General features: G+C 60.9%; 18 protein-coding genes and 1 tRNA gene. 12 read left to right on the forward strand and 7 right to left on the reverse strand.

The window, feature by feature from the left end:
• Positions 1-19 precede the first annotated feature (19 nt).
• Both DMO26_RS18990 and carA read right to left on the reverse strand, forming a co-directional pair.
• Positions 20-373: an antibiotic biosynthesis monooxygenase gene (locus tag DMO26_RS18990; protein ID WP_117193725.1), complete on the reverse strand. Its 354-nt coding sequence runs from the start codon at positions 371-373 to the stop codon at positions 20-22.
• A gap of 99 nt (positions 374-472) precedes the next feature.
• On the reverse strand, positions 473-1,690 hold the full coding sequence (gene carA / locus DMO26_RS18995) for a glutamine-hydrolyzing carbamoyl-phosphate synthase small subunit (RefSeq protein ID WP_117193726.1): 1,218 nt from the start codon (positions 1,688-1,690) through the stop codon (positions 473-475).
• A gap of 322 nt (positions 1,691-2,012) precedes the next feature.
• On the opposite strand from carA, the gene DMO26_RS19000 reads away from it, so the two are divergent.
• Positions 2,013-2,465: a GatB/YqeY domain-containing protein gene (locus tag DMO26_RS19000; protein WP_117193727.1), complete on the forward strand. Its 453-nt coding sequence runs from the start codon at positions 2,013-2,015 to the stop codon at positions 2,463-2,465.
• A gap of 316 nt (positions 2,466-2,781) precedes the next feature.
• Here the strand turns inward: DMO26_RS19000 and DMO26_RS19005 are convergent, their stop codons facing one another.
• Positions 2,782-3,159 (reverse strand): hypothetical protein, encoded by a 378-nt coding sequence (locus DMO26_RS19005; RefSeq protein WP_117193728.1) that lies wholly within the window; start codon positions 3,157-3,159, stop codon positions 2,782-2,784.
• Between the two features lie 184 nt (positions 3,160-3,343).
• Here DMO26_RS19005 and dnaG point away from each other — a divergent pair, with 184 nt between their 5' ends.
• The 3 genes from dnaG to rpoD all read left to right on the forward strand — a co-directional run bounded on the left by dnaG (position 3,344) and on the right by rpoD (position 8,250).
• Positions 3,344-5,341: a DNA primase gene (gene dnaG / locus DMO26_RS19010; RefSeq protein ID WP_117193729.1), complete on the forward strand. Its 1,998-nt coding sequence runs from the start codon at positions 3,344-3,346 to the stop codon at positions 5,339-5,341.
• Between the two features lie 82 nt (positions 5,342-5,423).
• Positions 5,424-5,771 carry a GFA family protein gene (locus DMO26_RS19015; protein WP_117193730.1) on the forward strand — a complete coding sequence of 116 codons (348 nt, stop codon included), beginning with the start codon at positions 5,424-5,426 and terminating at the stop codon, positions 5,769-5,771.
• 415 nt (positions 5,772-6,186) lie between these two features.
• Positions 6,187-8,250 (forward strand): RNA polymerase sigma factor RpoD, encoded by a 2,064-nt coding sequence (gene rpoD / locus DMO26_RS19020; protein ID WP_117193731.1) that lies wholly within the window; start codon positions 6,187-6,189, stop codon positions 8,248-8,250.
• A 62-nt stretch (positions 8,251-8,312) separates the two neighbouring features.
• On the opposite strand, the gene DMO26_RS19025 is transcribed toward rpoD, so the two are convergent.
• The gene (locus DMO26_RS19025; protein ID WP_117193732.1) at positions 8,313-8,657 is read right to left on the reverse strand and encodes a DMT family transporter; all 345 of its coding nucleotides are present in this window, start codon (positions 8,655-8,657) and stop codon (positions 8,313-8,315) included.
• Complete coding sequence (locus tag DMO26_RS19030; RefSeq protein ID WP_117193733.1) at positions 8,654-9,226, reverse strand: TetR/AcrR family transcriptional regulator; 573 nt, start codon at positions 9,224-9,226, stop codon at positions 8,654-8,656. The genes DMO26_RS19025 and DMO26_RS19030 overlap by 4 nt, the downstream gene beginning before the upstream one ends.
• A gap of 101 nt (positions 9,227-9,327) precedes the next feature.
• On the opposite strand from DMO26_RS19030, the gene DMO26_RS19035 reads away from it, so the two are divergent.
• The 7 genes from DMO26_RS19035 (at position 9,328) to DMO26_RS19065 (ending at position 15,611) form a co-directional block, all read left to right on the forward strand.
• Entirely contained in the window at positions 9,328-10,482 is a 1,155-nt protein-coding gene (locus DMO26_RS19035; protein WP_226951347.1) for a DUF930 domain-containing protein, read from the forward strand.
• A 70-nt stretch (positions 10,483-10,552) separates the two neighbouring features.
• Positions 10,553-12,412, forward strand: a complete 1,860-nt coding sequence (gene recQ, locus DMO26_RS19040) for a DNA helicase RecQ (RefSeq protein ID WP_117193734.1) — start codon at positions 10,553-10,555, stop codon at positions 12,410-12,412.
• 68 nt (positions 12,413-12,480) lie between these two features.
• On the forward strand, positions 12,481-13,521 hold the full coding sequence (locus DMO26_RS19045) for a zinc-dependent alcohol dehydrogenase family protein (protein WP_117193735.1): 1,041 nt from the start codon (positions 12,481-12,483) through the stop codon (positions 13,519-13,521).
• 111 nt (positions 13,522-13,632) lie between these two features.
• Positions 13,633-14,031 (forward strand): DUF427 domain-containing protein, encoded by a 399-nt coding sequence (locus DMO26_RS19050; protein WP_117193736.1) that lies wholly within the window; start codon positions 13,633-13,635, stop codon positions 14,029-14,031.
• Positions 14,032-14,307: 276 nt separating this feature from the next.
• Positions 14,308-14,658, forward strand: a complete 351-nt coding sequence (locus tag DMO26_RS19055) for a DUF1428 domain-containing protein (protein WP_117193737.1) — start codon at positions 14,308-14,310, stop codon at positions 14,656-14,658.
• 56 nt (positions 14,659-14,714) lie between these two features.
• Positions 14,715-15,137, forward strand: coding sequence for a secondary thiamine-phosphate synthase enzyme YjbQ (locus DMO26_RS19060; protein ID WP_117193738.1), 423 nt, complete (start codon positions 14,715-14,717; stop codon positions 15,135-15,137).
• A 138-nt stretch (positions 15,138-15,275) separates the two neighbouring features.
• A complete protein-coding gene (locus DMO26_RS19065) occupies positions 15,276-15,611 on the forward strand; it encodes a hypothetical protein (protein ID WP_117193739.1) in 336 nt (111 codons plus the stop codon).
• Positions 15,612-15,761: 150 nt separating this feature from the next.
• Here the strand turns inward: DMO26_RS19065 and DMO26_RS19070 are convergent, their stop codons facing one another.
• Positions 15,762-16,508 carry an SIMPL domain-containing protein gene (locus tag DMO26_RS19070; RefSeq protein WP_162894971.1) on the reverse strand — a complete coding sequence of 249 codons (747 nt, stop codon included), beginning with the start codon at positions 16,506-16,508 and terminating at the stop codon, positions 15,762-15,764.
• A 227-nt stretch (positions 16,509-16,735) separates the two neighbouring features.
• Here DMO26_RS19070 and DMO26_RS19075 point away from each other — a divergent pair.
• Positions 16,736-16,811, forward strand: a tRNA-Ile gene (locus tag DMO26_RS19075).
• An 8-nt stretch (positions 16,812-16,819) separates the two neighbouring features.
• Here DMO26_RS19075 and DMO26_RS19080 read toward each other — a convergent pair.
• Complete coding sequence (locus DMO26_RS19080) at positions 16,820-17,689, reverse strand: tyrosine-type recombinase/integrase (RefSeq protein WP_117193740.1); 870 nt, start codon at positions 17,687-17,689, stop codon at positions 16,820-16,822.
• Positions 17,690-17,902: the final 213 nt, after the last annotated feature.

Consider the following 17,902-nt stretch of genomic DNA (forward strand, 5'->3'; position numbering starts at 1 on the left):
CGGGATACGGATGTGATGATCAGGCCGGCAGAAGCTCGGCTTGCAGTTCGACCGGCGTGAAGAAGCCGACGCTCGCTTCGACGCCGAGGCGACGGGTCAGCGTCTGTCTATCGATGCCGGCGGCCTCGTCCGATCGAGCCACCGCGGCGATGATCGGCTGAAGCACGTGTTCGCCTTCGAACCGGATGACGGTCATCAGGTTGATCGCGCCGGCGCCGGCCTGCTGCTCCAGAATCATATCGTCGATGACACCCGGCTGCATACGGATCACCTCATGGGTCCGCTCGATCAACTGCATGAATTCGCGGCGCGCATCCGCCGGAACCGAGAACCTGTTGACGCGGACGACACGTACCTTCTGCATTTCGCTCATATGAAAAACCCCTGTTCGAGCCAGAACAGGGGTCTTTATCGGACCTCAACTTTAGTTGAGGTCAAGAGGGTGAGGGCGGAAATTTACGCTCTTGCAAGATCAGCGTTCAGCGAGCGTCGGTTCGCCCTTCTTCTCGCGCACCAGATTGATGAAGCGGCGGAAGAGATAGTGGCTATCCTGTGGGCCCGGCGAGGCTTCCGGGTGGTGCTGCACGGAAAAGACCGGCTTGCCGGCGACGCGCAGGCCGCAGTTCGTGCCGTCGAAGAGCGAGATGTGAGTCTCTTCAACGCCTTGCGGCAGCGACTTCGAGTCGATCGCGAAACCGTGGTTCATCGAGACGATCTCCACCTTGCCCGTCGTATGGTCCTTGACCGGGTGGTTGGCGCCGTGATGGCCCTGGTGCATCTTTTCGGTCCTGGCGCCGAGGGCCAGGCCGAGCATCTGATGGCCGAGGCAGATGCCGAAGGTCGGGATGTCGGTCCTGATGATGTCCCGAATGACCGGCACGGCATATTCGCCGGTGGCGGCCGGGTCTCCCGGGCCGTTCGACAGGAAGATGCCGTCCGGCTTCAGGGCCATGATGTCTTCCGACGAAGTGCTCGCCGGTACGACGGTGACCTTGCAGTCGAGGCCGGAGAAGAGGCGCAGGATGTTGCGCTTCACGCCGTAGTCGACGCAGACGATGTGGTACCTGGCATCTTCCGGCTTCAGATCATCGTACCCTTCGTTCCAGACCCAGGGTTTCTGGCTCCACTGCGAGGATTGGCCGGAGGTCGCTTCCTTGGCGAGGTCGAGGCCTTCGAGGCCGCTCCAGGCTTTCGCTTCCGCCTTCAGGGCCTCGATGTCGAAGACGCCATTCGGATCGTGGGCGATGACGGCATTCGGCGCGCCATTCATGCGGATCCAGGCGGTCAATGCGCGGGTGTCGATGCCGGAGAGACCGATGACGCCGCGTGCCTTCAGCCAGGCATCCAGATGCTTGGCGGCGCGGTAGTTGGACGGTTCGGTAATGTCGGCCTTGAAGATCGTGCCGACTGCGCCGCGCCGGGCGGCGGGCGTCAGATCTTCGACGTCTTCGTCATTGGTGCCGATATTGCCGATATGGGGGAAGGTGAAGGTGACGATTTGGCCGAGATAGGATGGGTCGGTCAGGATTTCCTGATAACCGGTGAGTGCGGTGTTGAAGACGACTTCCGCCGCGACCTTGCCGGTTGCGCCGATACCGGTTCCTTCGATTACCGTGCCGTCGGCGAGAACGAGCACTGCGGTTGGCTTTTTCGTAGTCCAAGGGGAGGTGGCTGGAGCGGTCGCGGTCATGTCTATCCTTCTGCCTTGCCTTCCCGTCCCTTGAAGGGACAGGTTGCGAGGGCCATCTATGGTCGCAGAAACGGGCGCGCAGGACATACCGGCGCAAGCCCAGAAATCTAAATCTCGTGCAGGTGCCGGAAAATAGACAAAGCAGGCGAGGCGGTCAATCTCGCAAGCTCAAGAATCCATGGGGATTATAATTCATGGGATTCGGGAGCTGGGGATTTGATTTGATCGCAGCCCACCCCTCGTCTATGACTGCGGCGTGAATGACAAGGAAAAGCCACAATTCCTGCCGTTTGCGCGGGCTTTTCCCAAGGAGAAAAACAAGATGATGCGCGACAAGCTTTCCGAAGCGCTGAAGGAATCCATGAAGGCCAAGGACAATCGCCGGCTTTCGACCGTTCGGTTGATCCAGACCGCGATCAAGGACCGCGATATTGCCAATCGCGGTGCCGGCAAGGATCCCGTGAGCGATGACGATATCCTGCAGATCCTGCAGAAGATGGTGAAGCAGCGCGAGGAATCGGCGAAGATCTACGAAGACGCCGGACGGATGGAACTCGCCACCCAGGAACGCGAGGAAATCGTCGTCATCAAGGGTTTCATGCCCGAGCAGCTTTCCGACGAGAAGGTCCAGGAACTCATCCGCGCGGCAATCGCCGAGTCCGGCGCGCAAGGATTACGCGACATGGGCAAGGTCATGGCGGTGCTGAAGGAAAAATATCCAGGCCAGATGGATTTCGCCAAAGCTTCTGCGACGGTCAAGGACCTGCTGAAGTAAATTTCACAGAGCCGAAACACACAAGAGGCGGGAAACCAGGACCGGTTTCCCGCCTTTTTGCTCTCCTCCCGCCGACCGACTGCGGAAGCGCGGTCGGCAGGAAAGTGGAAGGCCGCGAAACACGAGCGGCTCCATTCGAAGAGCCAGGGAAAGCCCTGCATCCGCCGGTGGGGCTCAGGTTTTCCGGAAAACCGGGCGTCTGCGGATGTTCGTAGACGTTATGGTTCGTAAAACCGCTCTGCAAATTACAAAAAGATAATTTTTTGCAGACGTCAGCCGCCGCAAAATCGCCTGGTCCCGGCGCAGTGACGGCCGGTCAGGGTTGAGACGGATAGATGGCGATGATCCATTCGCCCAGATACGCCCCGAGAAAGATGGCGAGCACCGCCCCGCCGATAAAGCCGGCAAACCAGACCAGCGCGGCGAGCGGCTTTCGCGACTGGAAGAAATAGATCAGCAATCCCAAAGGCGCGAAGAAAATCGTCATGGTTCTCGTGAGCGTGACCGCCTTGCCGTCGCGCAACTTTGCGTCCTCGATTTCCCACCAGACGCAGAGGACGACCGTGGCAACGAGTTGAGTGATGTCGTTGAGCGTGTATCCGGCATCCTCCCCGCTCCAGGTGAACACGTCGATGATCGAACCGATGGCAAGCGATATGAGCAGCGCGAGATAGATGAAATCCCGTTTCGTCATGGAAAATATCTGCCTTTAAAAAATCGAATGCGCTGATGAGACTATGCGGGCAGGCGGGAATTTCAAGCGGTGGTGGACGGTCGCCGAGCATGCGGCCGCAGCCTGTGAATTGCGGGCAAGACTTTGCCGGCCGGTGGTTTTCCTGCGATGCTGCGCTTATATGGAAGCTTGCCGAGAGGGTGAGATGCGCTTTTCCAACAGTTTCCTCGACGAGATTCGCGACCGTGTGCCGATATCGGCCGTCGTCGGCCGCCGGGTGACGTGGGACCGGAAGAAGACCAACGTCTCGCGCGGCGACTATTGGGCCTGCTGCCCGTTCCATGGTGAAAAGAGCCCGAGCTTCCATTGCGAGGATCGCAAGGGCCGCTACCATTGCTTCGGCTGCGGCGTTTCCGGCGATCATTTCCGCTTCCTGACCGATCTCGAAGGGCAGAGCTTTCCCGAGGCGGTGCAGACGGTCGCCGACATGGCCGGCATCGCCATGCCGCAGATGGACGCGCAGGCCGAGAAGCGCGAGAAGGAGCGCACGACGCTCCTCGATGTCATGGAACTGGCAACGCGTTTCTTCCAGGACCAGTTGCAGAGCGCAGGCGGCGCCAAGGCACGTGCCTATCTGCGCGACCGTGGGCTGACGGGCCGGACGATCGAGACCTTTCGTCTCGGCTATGCGCCGGAAAGCCGCAATGCGCTGAAGGAGTATCTGGCCGGCAAGGGGGTGCCGAAGGAACAGATCGAGGCTTGCGGCCTGGTGCGGCACGGCGAGGGGATCGCCGTCTCCTACGACTATTTCCGCGACCGCATCATGTTTCCGATTCTGTCGTCGCGGGAAAAGGTGATTGCCTTCGGTGGCCGGGCCATGGCGCCGGATGCGCTTGCCAAATACATGAACTCGCCCGACACCGAACTCTTCCACAAGGGACAGGTCCTCTACAATTTCGCCCGCGCCCGGCGCGCATCGCAAGGCGGACCGGGGAAAAGCGAAGGCGGCAACATCATTGCCGTCGAAGGCTACATGGATGTGATCGCGTTGCATCAGGCGGGCGTCGAGAACGCCGTGGCGCCGCTCGGCACAGCGCTGACGGAAAACCAGCTCGATCTCCTCTGGAAGATATCGGCTGTTCCGATGCTGTGTTTCGACGGGGATGGTGCGGGCCTACGCGCCGCAAGCCGCGCCGCCGACCTCGCGCTGCCGTTCCTCAAACCCGGCCGGTCGGTGCGGTTCGCGCTGCTTCCCGACGGCAAGGACCCGGACGATCTCGTCAAGCACGAAGGCCGTGCCCCCTTCGACAAGGTGCTCGGCGAAGCCCGGCCGCTCGTCGACATGATCTGGCAGCGCGAGGCGGCGTCGGGAACCTTCGACACGCCGGAAAAACGCGCCGAGCTGGAAGCGCGGCTGAAGCAGATCATCGCCGTGATCGCCGACGAGAGCGTGCGACGGCACTATCAGCAGGAAATCCGCGACCGGTTGAACAGCTTCTTTTCACCATCCTCGCGTGGCGGCGGCGACCGGCGCCAGAGTTTTCAGCGCAGTGGAGGCCGGCCGGGGCAGGGCGGCATTCCGCAGGGGCCACGGGCTGCCGGACGCGCCGCGGGCGTTTCCGACCGGCTGACGCGGTCCGGCCTCGTGCGCGGTTATCGGGATCTGCCGGCGCTTCGGGAAAGCGTGCTGGCGCTCACCATCGTCAACCATCCCCAGCTGCTGCTTGAGGAATACGACGAGATCGCCGCGATCGATTTCGAAAACCGCGATCTGCAGCGCTTCTGGTCGGCCATGCTGCCGGCCGCCGCGACGGCCGGCGCGAACCTTTCGCGCGAATACCTGATGCAACGTCTCACCGGCGAAGGTTTCGACGCGATCCTGAAATCGCTCGACCAGCAGGTGCGCAATGCGCGGCTGTGGACCGCCACGGAGATCGCCGCACTGGAAGACGCCCGCGAAGGGTATCGCCAGGCGTTGTCGCTGCACAAGCGCACCAAGGCGCTGCGCATCCAGAAGATCGAACTGGAACGGGCGATCGCCGAGGCAACCGAGGCAGGCGATGCCGGCGAGATCGAGCCGCTGCTCAGGGCGCTATCGGAGGTGCAGCTCGAAATCCTGCGCATGGAAAACCAGGAGGCGATCATCGACGGTTTCGGCGTGCTTTCCGGCCGGGTGAAAGGGGCCGCCGTCAGCCACGGTTAATGCCTTCGCGCTGCAGCCCGACCCTTGCCGAACAGCGCAGCAATACTATTCTACCACAGGTGAGTCGGAGGAGTGGGGCTCGATGCGGGTTTCGGGAAGCTGTCATTGCGGCGATATCGCCTTCGAGGCGGAAGGCGAATTCGACAAGGCGATGGAATGCAACTGTTCCTTCTGCCGGCGCAAGGGCGTGCTTCTGGCTTTCGTGCCGCGCAGCAATCTGAAGCTGACGACGCCGCGCGAAAACCTGGCGACCTATCACTTCAACAAGCACGTGATCGATCACCATTTCTGCGCCAAATGCGGTGTCGCGCCCTTCAGCGAAGCCACGATGCCGAACGGGGCCGAGATGGCTGCGATCAACGTGCGATGCGTGCCGGAAATCGACCTGGCGTTGTTAACGGTAACCCAGTACGATGGGGCTTCACGGTAGGAAATCGGCGGGAGAGGTGGCCCCGGCTTTATGTCGGTGCGAAAGCCTTGTCTTTCCGGGCGTATCGCCTACATATCGGTAAAAATTGGTGAGCGTACCCCTATTAGAGCTGCCTCAGGCAGATTTTTCGACTTTTCCTGGGCATGACCTCTGGAAAAGCTTGACGGAACGTTAATTTGTGGGAATCACCATTTCAAGGCAGAATAGGCGGAGTGGGTCAATAGCACCGAACATGACCGGTGATCCTGTGACGGGACGGTCTTGCGTCAAAAGCAGCCGCCAAATGGTAATCGGGAATTAAAGGTCATTCCGTTACGTGTTGGGCAATGATTCGCGGCGAAGGCGGCAGCGGCCGTCTTTAGCCGGTGGCCACGAAGCGCGGCGAAAGTGGCGTTCAGGGAAAGCGACGAAATACATGGCAACAAAAGTCAAAGAAAACGAAGAAGCAGAGAACGAACGCGAAGGCTCGCACGACGGTCCGCTTCTCGACCTTTCTGACGACGCGGTCAAAAAGATGATCAAGGCCGCCAAAAAACGCGGCTACGTCACCATGGACGAATTGAACTCGGTCCTGCCGTCGGAAGAGGTCACCTCCGAGCAGATCGAGGACACGATGGCGATGCTCTCCGACATGGGCATCAACGTCATCGAGGACGAGGAAGCCGAGGAAGCTGCCGGCGGCGATGACGACGGCGACGCTGACAGCGACGACGGCGACAGCGAAGGCGGCGAGATCGCCACCACGTCTGGCACTGCGCTCGCGACCGCCAAGAAGAAAGAGCCGACCGACCGTACCGACGACCCGGTGCGCATGTATTTGCGCGAAATGGGGTCTGTCGAGCTTCTGTCGCGCGAGGGCGAAATCGCCATCGCAAAGCGCATCGAAGCTGGCCGCGAAACGATGATCGCCGGTCTCTGTGAGAGCCCGCTGACCTTCCAGGCGCTGATCATCTGGCGCGACGAACTCAACGAAGGCACGACGCTTCTGCGCGAGATCATCGATCTCGAAACGACCTATTCCGGTCCCGAGGCCAAGGCTGCGCCGCAGTTCCAGAGCCCGGAGAAGATCGAGGCCGACCGCAAGGCGGCCGAAGAGAAGGAAAAGACCCGCAAGGCGCGCTTCTCCGCAGCCAATGACGACGACATCACCGCCGTCGGCGGCGAAGGCATCGCCATGGAGGAAGAGGAAGAGGACGACGACGAGTCGAGCCTTTCGCTTGCCGCCATGGAAGCCGAACTGCGTCCGCAGGTCATGGAAACCCTCGACCTGATCGCCGACACCTACAAGAAGCTGCGCAAGCTGCAGGACCAGCAGGTCGAGCAGCGCCTCGCAGCGACCGGTACGCTGTCGTCCGCCCAGGAGCGTCGCTACAAGGAGCTCAAGGACGAGCTGATCACGGCGGTCAAGTCGCTGTCGCTCAACCAGAATCGCGTCGATTCGCTGGTCGAGCAGCTCTACGACATTTCCAAGCGCCTGATGCAGAACGAAGGCCGCCTGCTGCGCCTTGCCGAATCCTACGGCGTCAAGCGCGACAGCTTCCTGGAACAGTATCAGGGTGCGGAACTCGACCCGAACTGGATGAAGTCGATCGCCAACCTGGCCGCTCGCGGCTGGAAGGAATTCGCGCGCGCCGAAAACACGACGATCCGCGACATCCGCCAGGAGATCCAGAATCTGGCAACAGAAACCGGCATCTCGATCGCCGAATTCCGCCGGATCGTCTCCATGGTGCAGAAGGGCGAGCGCGAAGCGCGTATCGCCAAGAAGGAAATGGTCGAAGCGAACCTCCGCCTCGTCATCTCCATCGCCAAGAAATACACGAACCGTGGTCTGCAGTTCCTCGACCTCATTCAGGAAGGCAATATCGGCCTGATGAAGGCGGTCGACAAGTTCGAATACCGTCGCGGCTACAAGTTCTCGACCTACGCCACCTGGTGGATCCGGCAGGCGATCACCCGTTCGATCGCCGACCAGGCCCGCACGATCCGCATTCCGGTGCACATGATCGAGACGATCAACAAGATCGTCCGTACATCACGCCAGATGCTGCACGAGATCGGCCGCGAGCCCACACCGGAAGAACTGGCCGAGAAGCTCGCCATGCCGCTCGAAAAGGTCCGCAAGGTCCTGAAGATTGCCAAGGAGCCGATCTCGCTCGAAACACCGGTCGGTGACGAAGAGGATTCGCATCTCGGCGATTTCATCGAGGACAAGAACGCGCTTCTGCCGATCGATGCCGCCATCCAGGCGAACCTGCGCGAGACGACGACCCGCGTTCTCGCATCGCTGACGCCGCGCGAGGAACGTGTGCTGCGCATGCGCTTTGGCATCGGCATGAACACCGACCATACTCTGGAAGAGGTCGGTCAGCAGTTCTCGGTTACGCGCGAACGTATCCGTCAGATCGAAGCGAAGGCGTTGCGTAAGCTGAAGCATCCGAGCCGCAGCCGCAAGCTGCGCAGCTTCCTGGACAGCTGAGCGGACGTTATCGAACCAACATCAGGAGCCCGGTTTGCGAAGGCAGGCCGGGTTTTTTGCTGTCAATGCGAGACGCTGCCGGAAAACACGTTCACTACGACCACGCCGGAAATGATCAGGCCGAGGCCGATAATGGCGGCAGTATCAAGCGTCTGGCGAAACAGGACAAGGCCGACGGCCGAGATCAGCACGATGCCAAGGCCGCTCCATATGGCGTAGGCGATGCCGACGGGCATGGTGCGGAGTGCGATCGACAGGAGATAGAAGGCAAGGCCGTAGCACAACACCATCAGCGTGGTCGGAAGCGCCCGGGTGAATTGCTGGCTCTGCTGCAGGAAGGTGGTGCCGATCACCTCAAGGATGATCGCGGCGCCGAGCGAGCCATAGGTAAGGAATGCGGGGTTCATTTGGGTCCCTCTTCTTGTGTCATGTGTTTCAGATGGTCGCGGAGACCGGCGAGTTCTTCTGCCGGAATGCCGTTCGTTTCCATGAGGTTTGCGAGCCAGATGCCGTCGGCGGCATACCGCGCCAGCTTGAAGGCCGGATGACTGTCGGTCGCCGCATGCCGCTCCAGCCGCTCGTTCATCCAGTCGGACCAGAGTGCGCGCAGGCCCTGATCGGTCATGCAGGAGATGGAGAGGGCAGCCCAGGGGCTTTTGGCGCCGTCGCGGGTCACCTGGAAAAAGGCGTCGACATAGGCGCGCGTGAAGCGGCCCTGTTGCGTGTGGTCCTCGTCCAGCAGGCGATCGATCTCCATGTCGAGCCTTTCCAGCAGATCGGCGAAGACAGCCTCGATAAGCGCCTGCTTGCTGGGGAAGTGGTGCAGCAACCCGCCTTTGGTAACGGAAGCCGCATCGGCGACCGCCTGCAGCGTCAGGCTGGAAAGCCCGCCTTCCACAGCGCAGCGCGCCGCATGATCCAAGAGGGATCGCCGCACCTGTTCCGGTTGTTTTTCACGTCTGTGAGCTTCTGACATGATCTAAACATACCGGATGGTAGGTTTCTTTGCAAGGCAAGCGTGCGCATATGTTCACCGCACGGAAGGGAGCGAGGTGGGTTACATCAACGGACGGGAATTTGTACGGTTTTGATCCGACGGGACTCGATCCGGCCGAGTTTCCGTCTTACATCGGCAGCATGGAAGACGAAAACGAGAGCAGGCCGAGCACGGGCAAGGGCGGCGGGATGGGATGGGGCATTCCGGCCTCTATCCTGCTGCATGCGGTATTCGCCTTCGTGCTGTTCTTCCATCTGCCGCTCGATTTCTCCGAGCCTCCCAAGGAGGAGAGCGTGAACGTGGAGATCGTTCCGCCGCCGGAAGAACCGGAAAAGAAAGTGGAGGAGGAAAAACCGTCGGAAGAGCCGAAGGCCGAGGAAGCGAAGAAGGAAGAACCGCCGCCGGAACCACCAGAGCCGCCGAAACAGGAAGAGGCCAAGCAGGAGCCGTCACCGCCTCAGGAGGAGGCAAAGCCCGAAGAGCCGCCCGCAAACGAACGGGCGAAGAAGCCGCAGCCGGTTCAGACGTTGCGCGATGTCTTCGAGTTCGGCGAGAAGGATGGCGGGCCAAGGATCACGACGGAGGGAAATTCGGCGCGGGAGGCCGCAACCCAGCCGGAGGATGTGAAGCCGGAGGCTGAGAACGTCGAGACGGTGCAACCTTCGATGGAAGAACCGGCTGTCGCCGAGACGCCACCGGGCAATCCTGTTCCCGAAGATATCCGGTTGCCGGAAGTGAGATTAGGCGCAGCCAATCCTCAGCAGAACGGCTCTCCCCGAGAAATTTTGCCGGATGCCATGAAGCTGGAAATGGTCAGCCCCCCGCCGGCATCGCCGAAGGCTGAGCCAGTAAAGACGCCGACAATCGAAAAGACCAGTGAGCTGACCGAAGCAAAGACGCTGTTTTCGCAGCATCTGACGAATGACCTGACGGCGACCATTGCCATGGCGGGCATGCCAAGGGATTTTCGCGGCGGTGAACTGTGCTCCACCGAATTGCGGGCGCAGCTGAGGAGTGCTTCCTACAACGTAGAATTTGTCCCGCGGCCGCGGCTGGCGAATGGCATGGTTCTCGATATCAAGCAGGCCGCTTTTCGGGCGAGTGGCCAGTGGTATGACGTGGCATTTCGCTGCGAAGTCAACGAAGGCGTCACAAAAATCCTTTCCTTCGCCTACCATATCGGCGCGCCTATACCGCGCGACCAGTGGCAGAAGCGCGGCTTCCCGGCATTCTGACCGAGCCACATGACACTCGCCGTCGTCGCTCATCCTATGCGATAGTTAAAGACCCTAGGAGAGCGATTCCATGCAGCGGACCCAAGATAGCATCGATGCCCTGTTCGAGAATGAAGGCGCGAAGGACCCGCTTGCCGTTCTCAAGCGGATCTACGGTTATTCCGCCTTCCGGGGCAAGCAGGCGGCGGTGGTGTCCCGGGTCGTATCGGGTGGGGATGCGGTCGTGCTGTTTCCGACGGGGGCGGGAAAATCGCTGTGCTTTCAGATTCCGGCGCTGTGCCGGGAAGGTGTCGGCGTCGTCATCTCGCCGTTGATCGCGCTGATGCGCGATCAGGTGGAGGCGCTGAAGCAGCTCGGCGTGCGGGCTGCCGCTCTCAACTCCTCGCTGTCGCGCGAAGAGTTCATCGAGGTTCGCCGGGCGATCGATCGCGGCGCCCTCGATCTCCTTTACGTGACCCCAGAGCGCGTCGTCACGCCCGGCTTCCGGGAGCTGATCGGCAACGCCAGAATCGCGCTTTTCGCGATCGACGAGGCGCATTGCGTCTCCCAGTGGGGACATGATTTCCGACCGGAATATCGCGAACTCGGCCAGCTCGCCGAGCAATATCCGGGCGTGCCACGCATCGCGCTGACGGCGACGGCCGATCCGCACACCCGCGAAGACATTATCGACAAGCTGGCGCTGCAGTCGGCGGAGGTTTTTACCACATCCTTCGACCGTCCAAACATTTCCTATGAGATCGTCGAACGGGACCAGCCGCGCCAGCAGCTCCTGCGCTTCCTGTCGCGCCACAAGGGTTCGAGCGGCATCGTTTATTGCCTGTCGCGCGCCAAGGTGGAGGATACCGCCGAATGGCTGAACGGGCAGGGAGTGCGCGCGCTCGCCTATCATGCCGGCATGGACCGCAGCATCCGTGACGCCAACCAGGATGCGTTTTTGAAGGAGGAAGAACTCTGCTTGGTCGCGACCGTCGCCTTCGGCATGGGGATCGACAAACCGAATGTACGCTACGTGGCGCATCTCGATCTGCCGGGCTCCGTCGAGGCCTATTATCAGGAGACCGGACGCGCCGGGCGCGACGGGCTGCCATCGGATGTCTGGATGGCCTATGGAATGGCGGATGTCATCCAGCGCCGACGGATGATCGACGAGGGCACGTCGGGAGACGACATCAAACGCGTCGAGCGGGCCAAGCTCAACGCATTGCTTGCCATCTGCGAGACGCCCGGTTGCCGCCGGCAGGCGATCCTTGTGCATTTCGGCGAAGCGCATCAGGGGCGATGCGGCAATTGCGACACCTGCCTCAAGCCGGTCGAGACCTGGGACGGTACGGAAGCGGCGATCAAGGCGCTGGCGGCGGTCTACAGGACCGGCGAGCGTTTCGGCACCGGGCATCTGATCGACGTGCTGCTCGGAAATGTGAACGAAAAGACCACCCGCTTCGGTCATATCGATATGCCGGTGTTCGGCGCCGGCAAGGATATTCCGTCGAAGACTTGGCAGTCGGTCTATCGCCAGCTTCTGGCCGCCGGTCTCATCAGCGTCGACCACGACGCATTCGGAGCACTGAAGCTCGAGCCGGAGTCGCGCGCCGTATTCAGGCGCGAACGGGAAGTGCGTTTCCGCACGGACCGGCCGACAACAGGCAAGGCGGCAAAGAGCGCGTCGCCAAGTTCGACGAACGCCAAATCTCAGCTGCAAGGCGCGGAGATGGAGCTTTTCGAGGCGCTCCGTGCCGCCCGCACGGCGATCGCCAAGGAGCTTTCGGTGCCGCCTTATGTCGTTTTTCCGGACACGACGCTGGTTGCATTTGCGACCGAGCGCCCCACGAGCCGCGACGCTCTGCTTGGTATTTCGGGTGTTGGACAATCAAAGCTCGAACGCTACGGCGATGCTTTCCTGAAAGTCATTCGCGCGCGTCAACGATAGGGGCGAACACCTAGTTGATCGGCCGGCGGCGGCGAATATGCTGCGCCCACTTCAAGAAAGGGACTGCCATGAAAGCCATGTTCTACGATGCCTTTGAGAAGGCGCCGGAAATCCGCAACGTTCCCGATCCGGAGCCGGCTTTCGGCGGCGTGGTGGTCAAGATCGGTGCGACCGGGCTTTGCCGCAGCGACTGGCATGGCTGGATGGGCCACGACCCCGATATCAAGCTGCCGCATGTGCCAGGCCATGAACTCGCCGGGAAGGTCGTCGCGACGGGCAAGGGCGTCACGCGCTTCAAGACCGGTGACCGGGTGACGGTACCGTTCGTCTCGGGCTGCGGTCATTGCTCCGAATGCCATTCCGGCAACCAGCAGGTCTGCCCCAACCAGTTCCAACCGGGCTTCACCCATTGGGGTTCGTTCGCGGAGTATGTGGCGATCGACTATGCCGATACGAACCTTGTGTACTTGCCGGACGAGATCGACGATGCGACTGCCGCAAGCCTCGGGTGCCGGTTTGCGACATCCTTCCGCGCCGTTGCCGATCAGGCACGCACCGGGCCGGGCGACTGGGTCGCCGTGCATGGCTGCGGCGGGGTAGGCCTCTCGGCGATCATGATCGCGACGGCGCTCGGGGCGAATGCGATCGGCATCGATCTGGCCGAGGACAAGCTGGCGCTTGCCCGGCAATGCGGCGCGGTTGCGACGATCAATGCGAATTCCGTGCCGGACGTTGTGGAGGCGGTGCGGGAAATCACCAGGGGCGGCGCGCATGTCTCGATTGATGCACTCGGTCATCCGGTCACCTGCTTCAACTCGATCAAGAATCTGCGCCGCCGCGGTCGGCATGTGCAGGTCGGGCTGATGCTCGGCGAGCATGCGACGCCATCGATCCCGATGGCGCAGGTGATCGGCCACGAGCTGGAAATCTATGGCAGCCACGGCATGCAGGCCTGGCGTTACGACGCGATGCTGGCCATGCTGAGGACGGGCAAGATGAAGCCGCAGCAGATGATTTCCAAGCGGATCGGCCTGGAAGATGCGGTGCCGGCGCTGATGGCGATGGACAGGGCGGAGATGCCCGGCATCAGCGTGATCACCCGTTTCTGAACCTTGCCGATTGTTCGAGCCCTGCGACCGGAGCATTCCGCTTCGGCCGCTTGGGGCAGGGCGGGTGGCGCCCTACATCCGCTCATGCCGCGAAACCCGAAAGGACGAGCTATGAATGCGAGAGTGCAGAAAATTCCAGGTTCCGACCATCCGATCATCGTCGAGCACAATCCGGCGCGGGTGGTGGTGAAGGTCGCCGGCAAGGTGATCGCCGACAGTCTCAATTCCCTGAGGCTGCAGGAAGCATCCTATCCGCCGGTCCATTATATCCCGCGCAAGGATGTCGACATGTCGCTGCTGCAGCGCACCGATCACCAGAGCTACTGCCCCTACAAGGGCGAGGCGTCCTATTTCAGCATCGCCGCCGGCGGCGAGCGCTCGAAGAATGCCGTCTGGTCTTATGAGAACCCGTACGAGGCGGTGGCCGGCATCCGGGAACATGTCGCGTTCTATCCGGACCGGGTGGATTCGATCGAAGAGCTTGCGGCCCCCGAGGCGGGTCAGTTCTGACGACCTCGTGAGCGCCAATATGGCCTGAATGCCCTTCCCCGGTCATGCGGATGGCGATCCTGCCGGTACGCCGGCCGCTCGGGCAAAATGTCGGCAGGCGCATGATGATCGCCTGCGCCGTTTTCGGACTTGCGACGATCGTCTTTTCGCTCTTCACCAATATCGCAGATCGTGGAAGTGAAGCCCCTGGAAGGCTGAAGAAAAAATCGCGCCCTTGTCGGTTGCCAGCCCGTTCCCACGTCCTTGGCATGTCGCAACAATCAAGGAGGACAGATCATGCCTTATGTCGACGGATTCATTCTTGCCGTGCCGACCGCCAACTTGGAACGCTACAAGGAGCTGGCCCGCATCGGCGGCGAAGTATGGATGGGATACGGCGCGCTTTCCTATGTGGAATGCATCGGCGACGACGTGCCTTACGGCGAACTCACGTCGTTTCCGCGGGCGGTACAGGCCAAGGAGGACGAGACCGTCATTTTTTCGTGGATCACCTACGAGAGCCGCGAACGCCGCGACGAGATCAATGCCAAGGTCATGAAAGATCCCCGGTTCACCGAAGAATGGCGCGAGGTTTTCGACGGCAAGCGGATGATCTTCGGAGGCTTTCAAAGCTTTCTGGCATTATAGTCGATACGATGATGGAAGTGCCGCCTCCGCGCCGGCACTTTGCGAAAGGATAGTCGATGCCCCAAACCCTGATCTCGATCCCAACCCGCGGCCAGGGACTCTACGAATTCACCGAGGCCGCCCAGGATTTCGTGGGCGGCCAGAAAGCCGGCGAGGGATTGCTCACCGTTTTCGTGCGCCACACCTCCTGCTCGCTGATCATCCAGGAGAATGCCGATACGGATGTGCGGCGCGATCTCAAAACCTTTTTCTCCCGTCTCGTGCCGCCGACGAGCGACCCGGACATGGGCTGGGTGACCCATACGACCGAAGGGCCGGACGACATGCCCGCGCATATCAAGGCAGCGCTGACCGCCGTTTCGCTCGGCATCCCCGTCAGCCGAAACCGGCTGATGCTGGGGACCTGGCAGGGTATCTATCTCTTCGAGCACCGGGACCAGCCGCATGAGCGCCAGATCGTATTGCACCTTTCCGTGTAATCGCGAGATGAACGCTGTCTGAACAGCGGATTAGGACCTTGTTCAGATGCGTCCGGCTAGGGTCGCCTCAATCGCTTGGGAAGGCGAGAGGAGCAACTGGGGGCCTGTGTCACCGGCCCGGATTTCGGAGAAACATCCATGACCCGCATGATCGTCAAAGCCGGTATCGCCGCTCTTGTCGCGCTGACCGGCCTTTCCGCCATCGTCCCGACTGCGGCTGCCGCCGGCCCGGATCTGGCGATCACCGTCCAGTACCGTGATCGCGACCGCGACCGCCACTGGCGTCCGGACCACCGTCCGCCGGTCGGCTGCGCGCCGTGGCTTGCCGAGCAGAAAGCCGACCGCATGGGCCTTCGCCGCACGCGTGTGGTCGATGTTTCGCGCCGCACCGTCACCGTCGTCGGTTTCGGCCGCCGAGGCCCGGATCGTGTCGTGTTCGCCAATGTCCGAGGCTGCCCGCTGATCCGTCGTTGAGCGGAGAATTCTTCGTCTCCATCGCCCGTTGACGAAGGAAGATACCCCCGCAGGTCGATCGACCTGCGGGGGTATCAGTTTTTGGGTTACAGGTTTTTCGGGATCTGGAAATGCGCCTGCCGAGGGCGCATTTCGGTGTTGACCGACAGGTTATTGTTCAAGGGCGAAGGTGACGTTGACTGTCACCGTATAGGTGTTCTCGCCCGAGGCTACGGGGACCGCTTCGGCGGCCATGTCCTTGGCCATCGCCATGCGCATCATCGGCTGCGGCATGGGCCTGACCGCGTTCTCGCTGATTTCGACAATGCGTCCAAGTTTGACGCCGGCGGCTGCCGTCAACGTGTTCGCCTTTTCGAGCGCTTCGGCGACGGCCGCCTTGCGGGCTTCGCTCATCGCCTTGTCCGGATTGTTGTTGGTGAAGGCGATCTGGCCGCCCTGGTTGACCCCGAGCTTGACCGAGCGGTCGATCAGACCGCCGAGCTTGCCGAGATCACGTACCTTGAGCGTCAGCGTATTGGAGACTTCGTAGCCGACGACCTTCGGCGGGTCGATCACGCCGTTCTTCGGTTCGGAATGGCGGTATTGCGGATAGATCGAGAAATTGCTGGTCTGGATGTCGCGATCGGCGATGCCGTCCGTCTTGAGCGCCGCAAGCACCTCTTTCATGGCCGCGCTGTTGGCCGCAAGGGCGGCCTCGGCGGTCTGGCCGTTGCGCACGACCGCAAGCGTCAGGACCGCCATGTCGGGCGCGACCGAAGCCTCGCCATCTCCCGAGACATTGATCACCGGCTCGCGCGGGCGAAAATCCTGCGCCTCAGCACTGACGGATGTGGCCGCGATCGAGCCAACGGCAAGGGCCGCAAGCATGAAGCGCGAGGTTGAAGGCGCAAGGCGCATAAGGTTCTCCCGATTGTCCGGCCGCCGGTGAAACTGATCCACGGGCCTGCCCGGTGTTTGCTTCCGCACGATCCATTGAAACCGGAAGTGGTTTGAACGGATCGCGTGGACGTTACGTGCCGTTTGATTGTGAAGCTATTACGGCACGGCTTGTGGCTTTTTGCGAATTGCGCTAGAGCGAGCCTCCGGGTCGGGCGAACCATTGCGCCTGATCCCGCCTTATCGGCGGGCCTGTAGCTCAATGGTTAGAGCCGGCGGCTCATAACCGCTTGGTTGGGGGTTCGAGTCCCTCCGGGCCCACCACTCAATTCCTATCCTTTTGTTTTTATTGATTTTTTAAGAAAATCTCCCGCACCGGAATTCAGGTGCGGGGCGATTTCGGTCTCGAAATGTTCTGCAACCATGCGCGACGAGAATTTGCCCAGGCGTTCACGGTCGGCCTTTTTGGTGTATAGCTCCGCCTGTTCAATCGTTGTCCAGCCAAACATTGCCATTAGTTGATGTGCGGTCGCACCGGCATTAGCGGCCATTGTTGCGCTGTATTTGCGAAGACCATGGGCGCTTTTGTAAACCTTTGCCTCCCGGCACGCGTCTCGGAACCAGTTTCCAAAACTCTCTTTGGTCATTGGCAATCCATTTTTACCAACGATCAGCGCAAGGTCGCCGGTTTCTGAAATTTCGATAAGGCGGAGCACTCGATCCGAGAAGTCAACGGTGACGGGGGTATTGGTTTTGGCCGTGCTGATGCGGAGCGTTTCCCCAGTCATGTGCTGTTTGCCCACCCGGACGATGTCGGAGCGCCTTAGACCAGAAGCTATGAGCAATTCGAACGCCAATCGCTCGCGCGATCCGATGGGCCAAAAATCTGTAAACTTCCGCATTTCATCAAGTGTCCAGACCTTGAAGCCTTCGGTTTCATTCTTCAGTTTAGAAACACCTGATGTCGGGTTATCCTCAACATGGCCGTGCTCCACTGCCCATTTGAACAGGGCTCGGAGGGCTTTCAAAAAGTTGTTCGCGAGCGCTGGAGTTTTACTTCGACGTTCAACCGCATTGACGATATCCTTGGTCTGGACAACGCGGCAATCGACATTGCCACTTAGGTCTATGACCTGCTTATAAAACAATCCCCGCTGCTTGCGCGTTGCGACGCTTAGCTTTGCCCAGACGGGGCTTTCCATGTACTGCTTGATAAGCCAACGAAGTGACCGAGGTATCTCAGACTTGCGCTCGCTTTCTAACTTCTGGCCACGCAAGGCGGCCGTATTGAACCGCCCCGACTTTACCGGAGGCCGTTTGGTTTAAGTTATGCGGCCATGGCTGGCACGTCCATCATGGCGTAGTATCGTTCTTCCGCCTCGGCTGGCGGGATATTCCCGATGGGTTCAAGAAGG

The sequence above is a fragment of the Rhizobium terrae genome (assembly GCF_003425685.1).
GTDB lineage: Bacteria > Pseudomonadota > Alphaproteobacteria > Rhizobiales > Rhizobiaceae > Neorhizobium > Neorhizobium terrae.

Bases quoted from the DNA above. Each gene is read 5' to 3' on its own strand.
- DMO26_RS18990 (WP_117193725.1), bottom strand. From the start codon at position 373: ATGAGCGAAATGCAGAAGGTACGTGTCGTCCGCGTCAACAGGTTCTCG.
- carA (WP_117193726.1), bottom strand. From the start codon at position 1,690: ATGACCGCGACCGCTCCAGCCACCTCCCCTTGGACTACGAAAAAGCCA.
- DMO26_RS19000 (WP_117193727.1), top strand. From the start codon at position 2,013: ATGATGCGCGACAAGCTTTCCGAAGCGCTGAAGGAATCCATGAAGGCC.
- DMO26_RS19005 (WP_117193728.1), bottom strand. From the start codon at position 3,159: ATGACGAAACGGGATTTCATCTATCTCGCGCTGCTCATATCGCTTGCC.
- dnaG (WP_117193729.1), top strand. From the start codon at position 3,344: ATGCGCTTTTCCAACAGTTTCCTCGACGAGATTCGCGACCGTGTGCCG.
- DMO26_RS19015 (WP_117193730.1), top strand. From the start codon at position 5,424: ATGCGGGTTTCGGGAAGCTGTCATTGCGGCGATATCGCCTTCGAGGCG.
- rpoD (WP_117193731.1), top strand. From the start codon at position 6,187: ATGGCAACAAAAGTCAAAGAAAACGAAGAAGCAGAGAACGAACGCGAA.
- DMO26_RS19025 (WP_117193732.1), bottom strand. From the start codon at position 8,657: ATGAACCCCGCATTCCTTACCTATGGCTCGCTCGGCGCCGCGATCATC.
- DMO26_RS19030 (WP_117193733.1), bottom strand. From the start codon at position 9,226: ATGTCAGAAGCTCACAGACGTGAAAAACAACCGGAACAGGTGCGGCGA.
- recQ (WP_117193734.1), top strand. From the start codon at position 10,553: ATGCAGCGGACCCAAGATAGCATCGATGCCCTGTTCGAGAATGAAGGC.
- DMO26_RS19045 (WP_117193735.1), top strand. From the start codon at position 12,481: ATGAAAGCCATGTTCTACGATGCCTTTGAGAAGGCGCCGGAAATCCGC.
- DMO26_RS19050 (WP_117193736.1), top strand. From the start codon at position 13,633: ATGAATGCGAGAGTGCAGAAAATTCCAGGTTCCGACCATCCGATCATC.
- DMO26_RS19055 (WP_117193737.1), top strand. From the start codon at position 14,308: ATGCCTTATGTCGACGGATTCATTCTTGCCGTGCCGACCGCCAACTTG.
- DMO26_RS19060 (WP_117193738.1), top strand. From the start codon at position 14,715: ATGCCCCAAACCCTGATCTCGATCCCAACCCGCGGCCAGGGACTCTAC.
- DMO26_RS19065 (WP_117193739.1), top strand. From the start codon at position 15,276: ATGACCCGCATGATCGTCAAAGCCGGTATCGCCGCTCTTGTCGCGCTG.
- DMO26_RS19070 (WP_162894971.1), bottom strand. From the start codon at position 16,508: ATGCGCCTTGCGCCTTCAACCTCGCGCTTCATGCTTGCGGCCCTTGCC.
- DMO26_RS19080 (WP_117193740.1), bottom strand. From the start codon at position 17,689: ATGGAAAGCCCCGTCTGGGCAAAGCTAAGCGTCGCAACGCGCAAGCAG.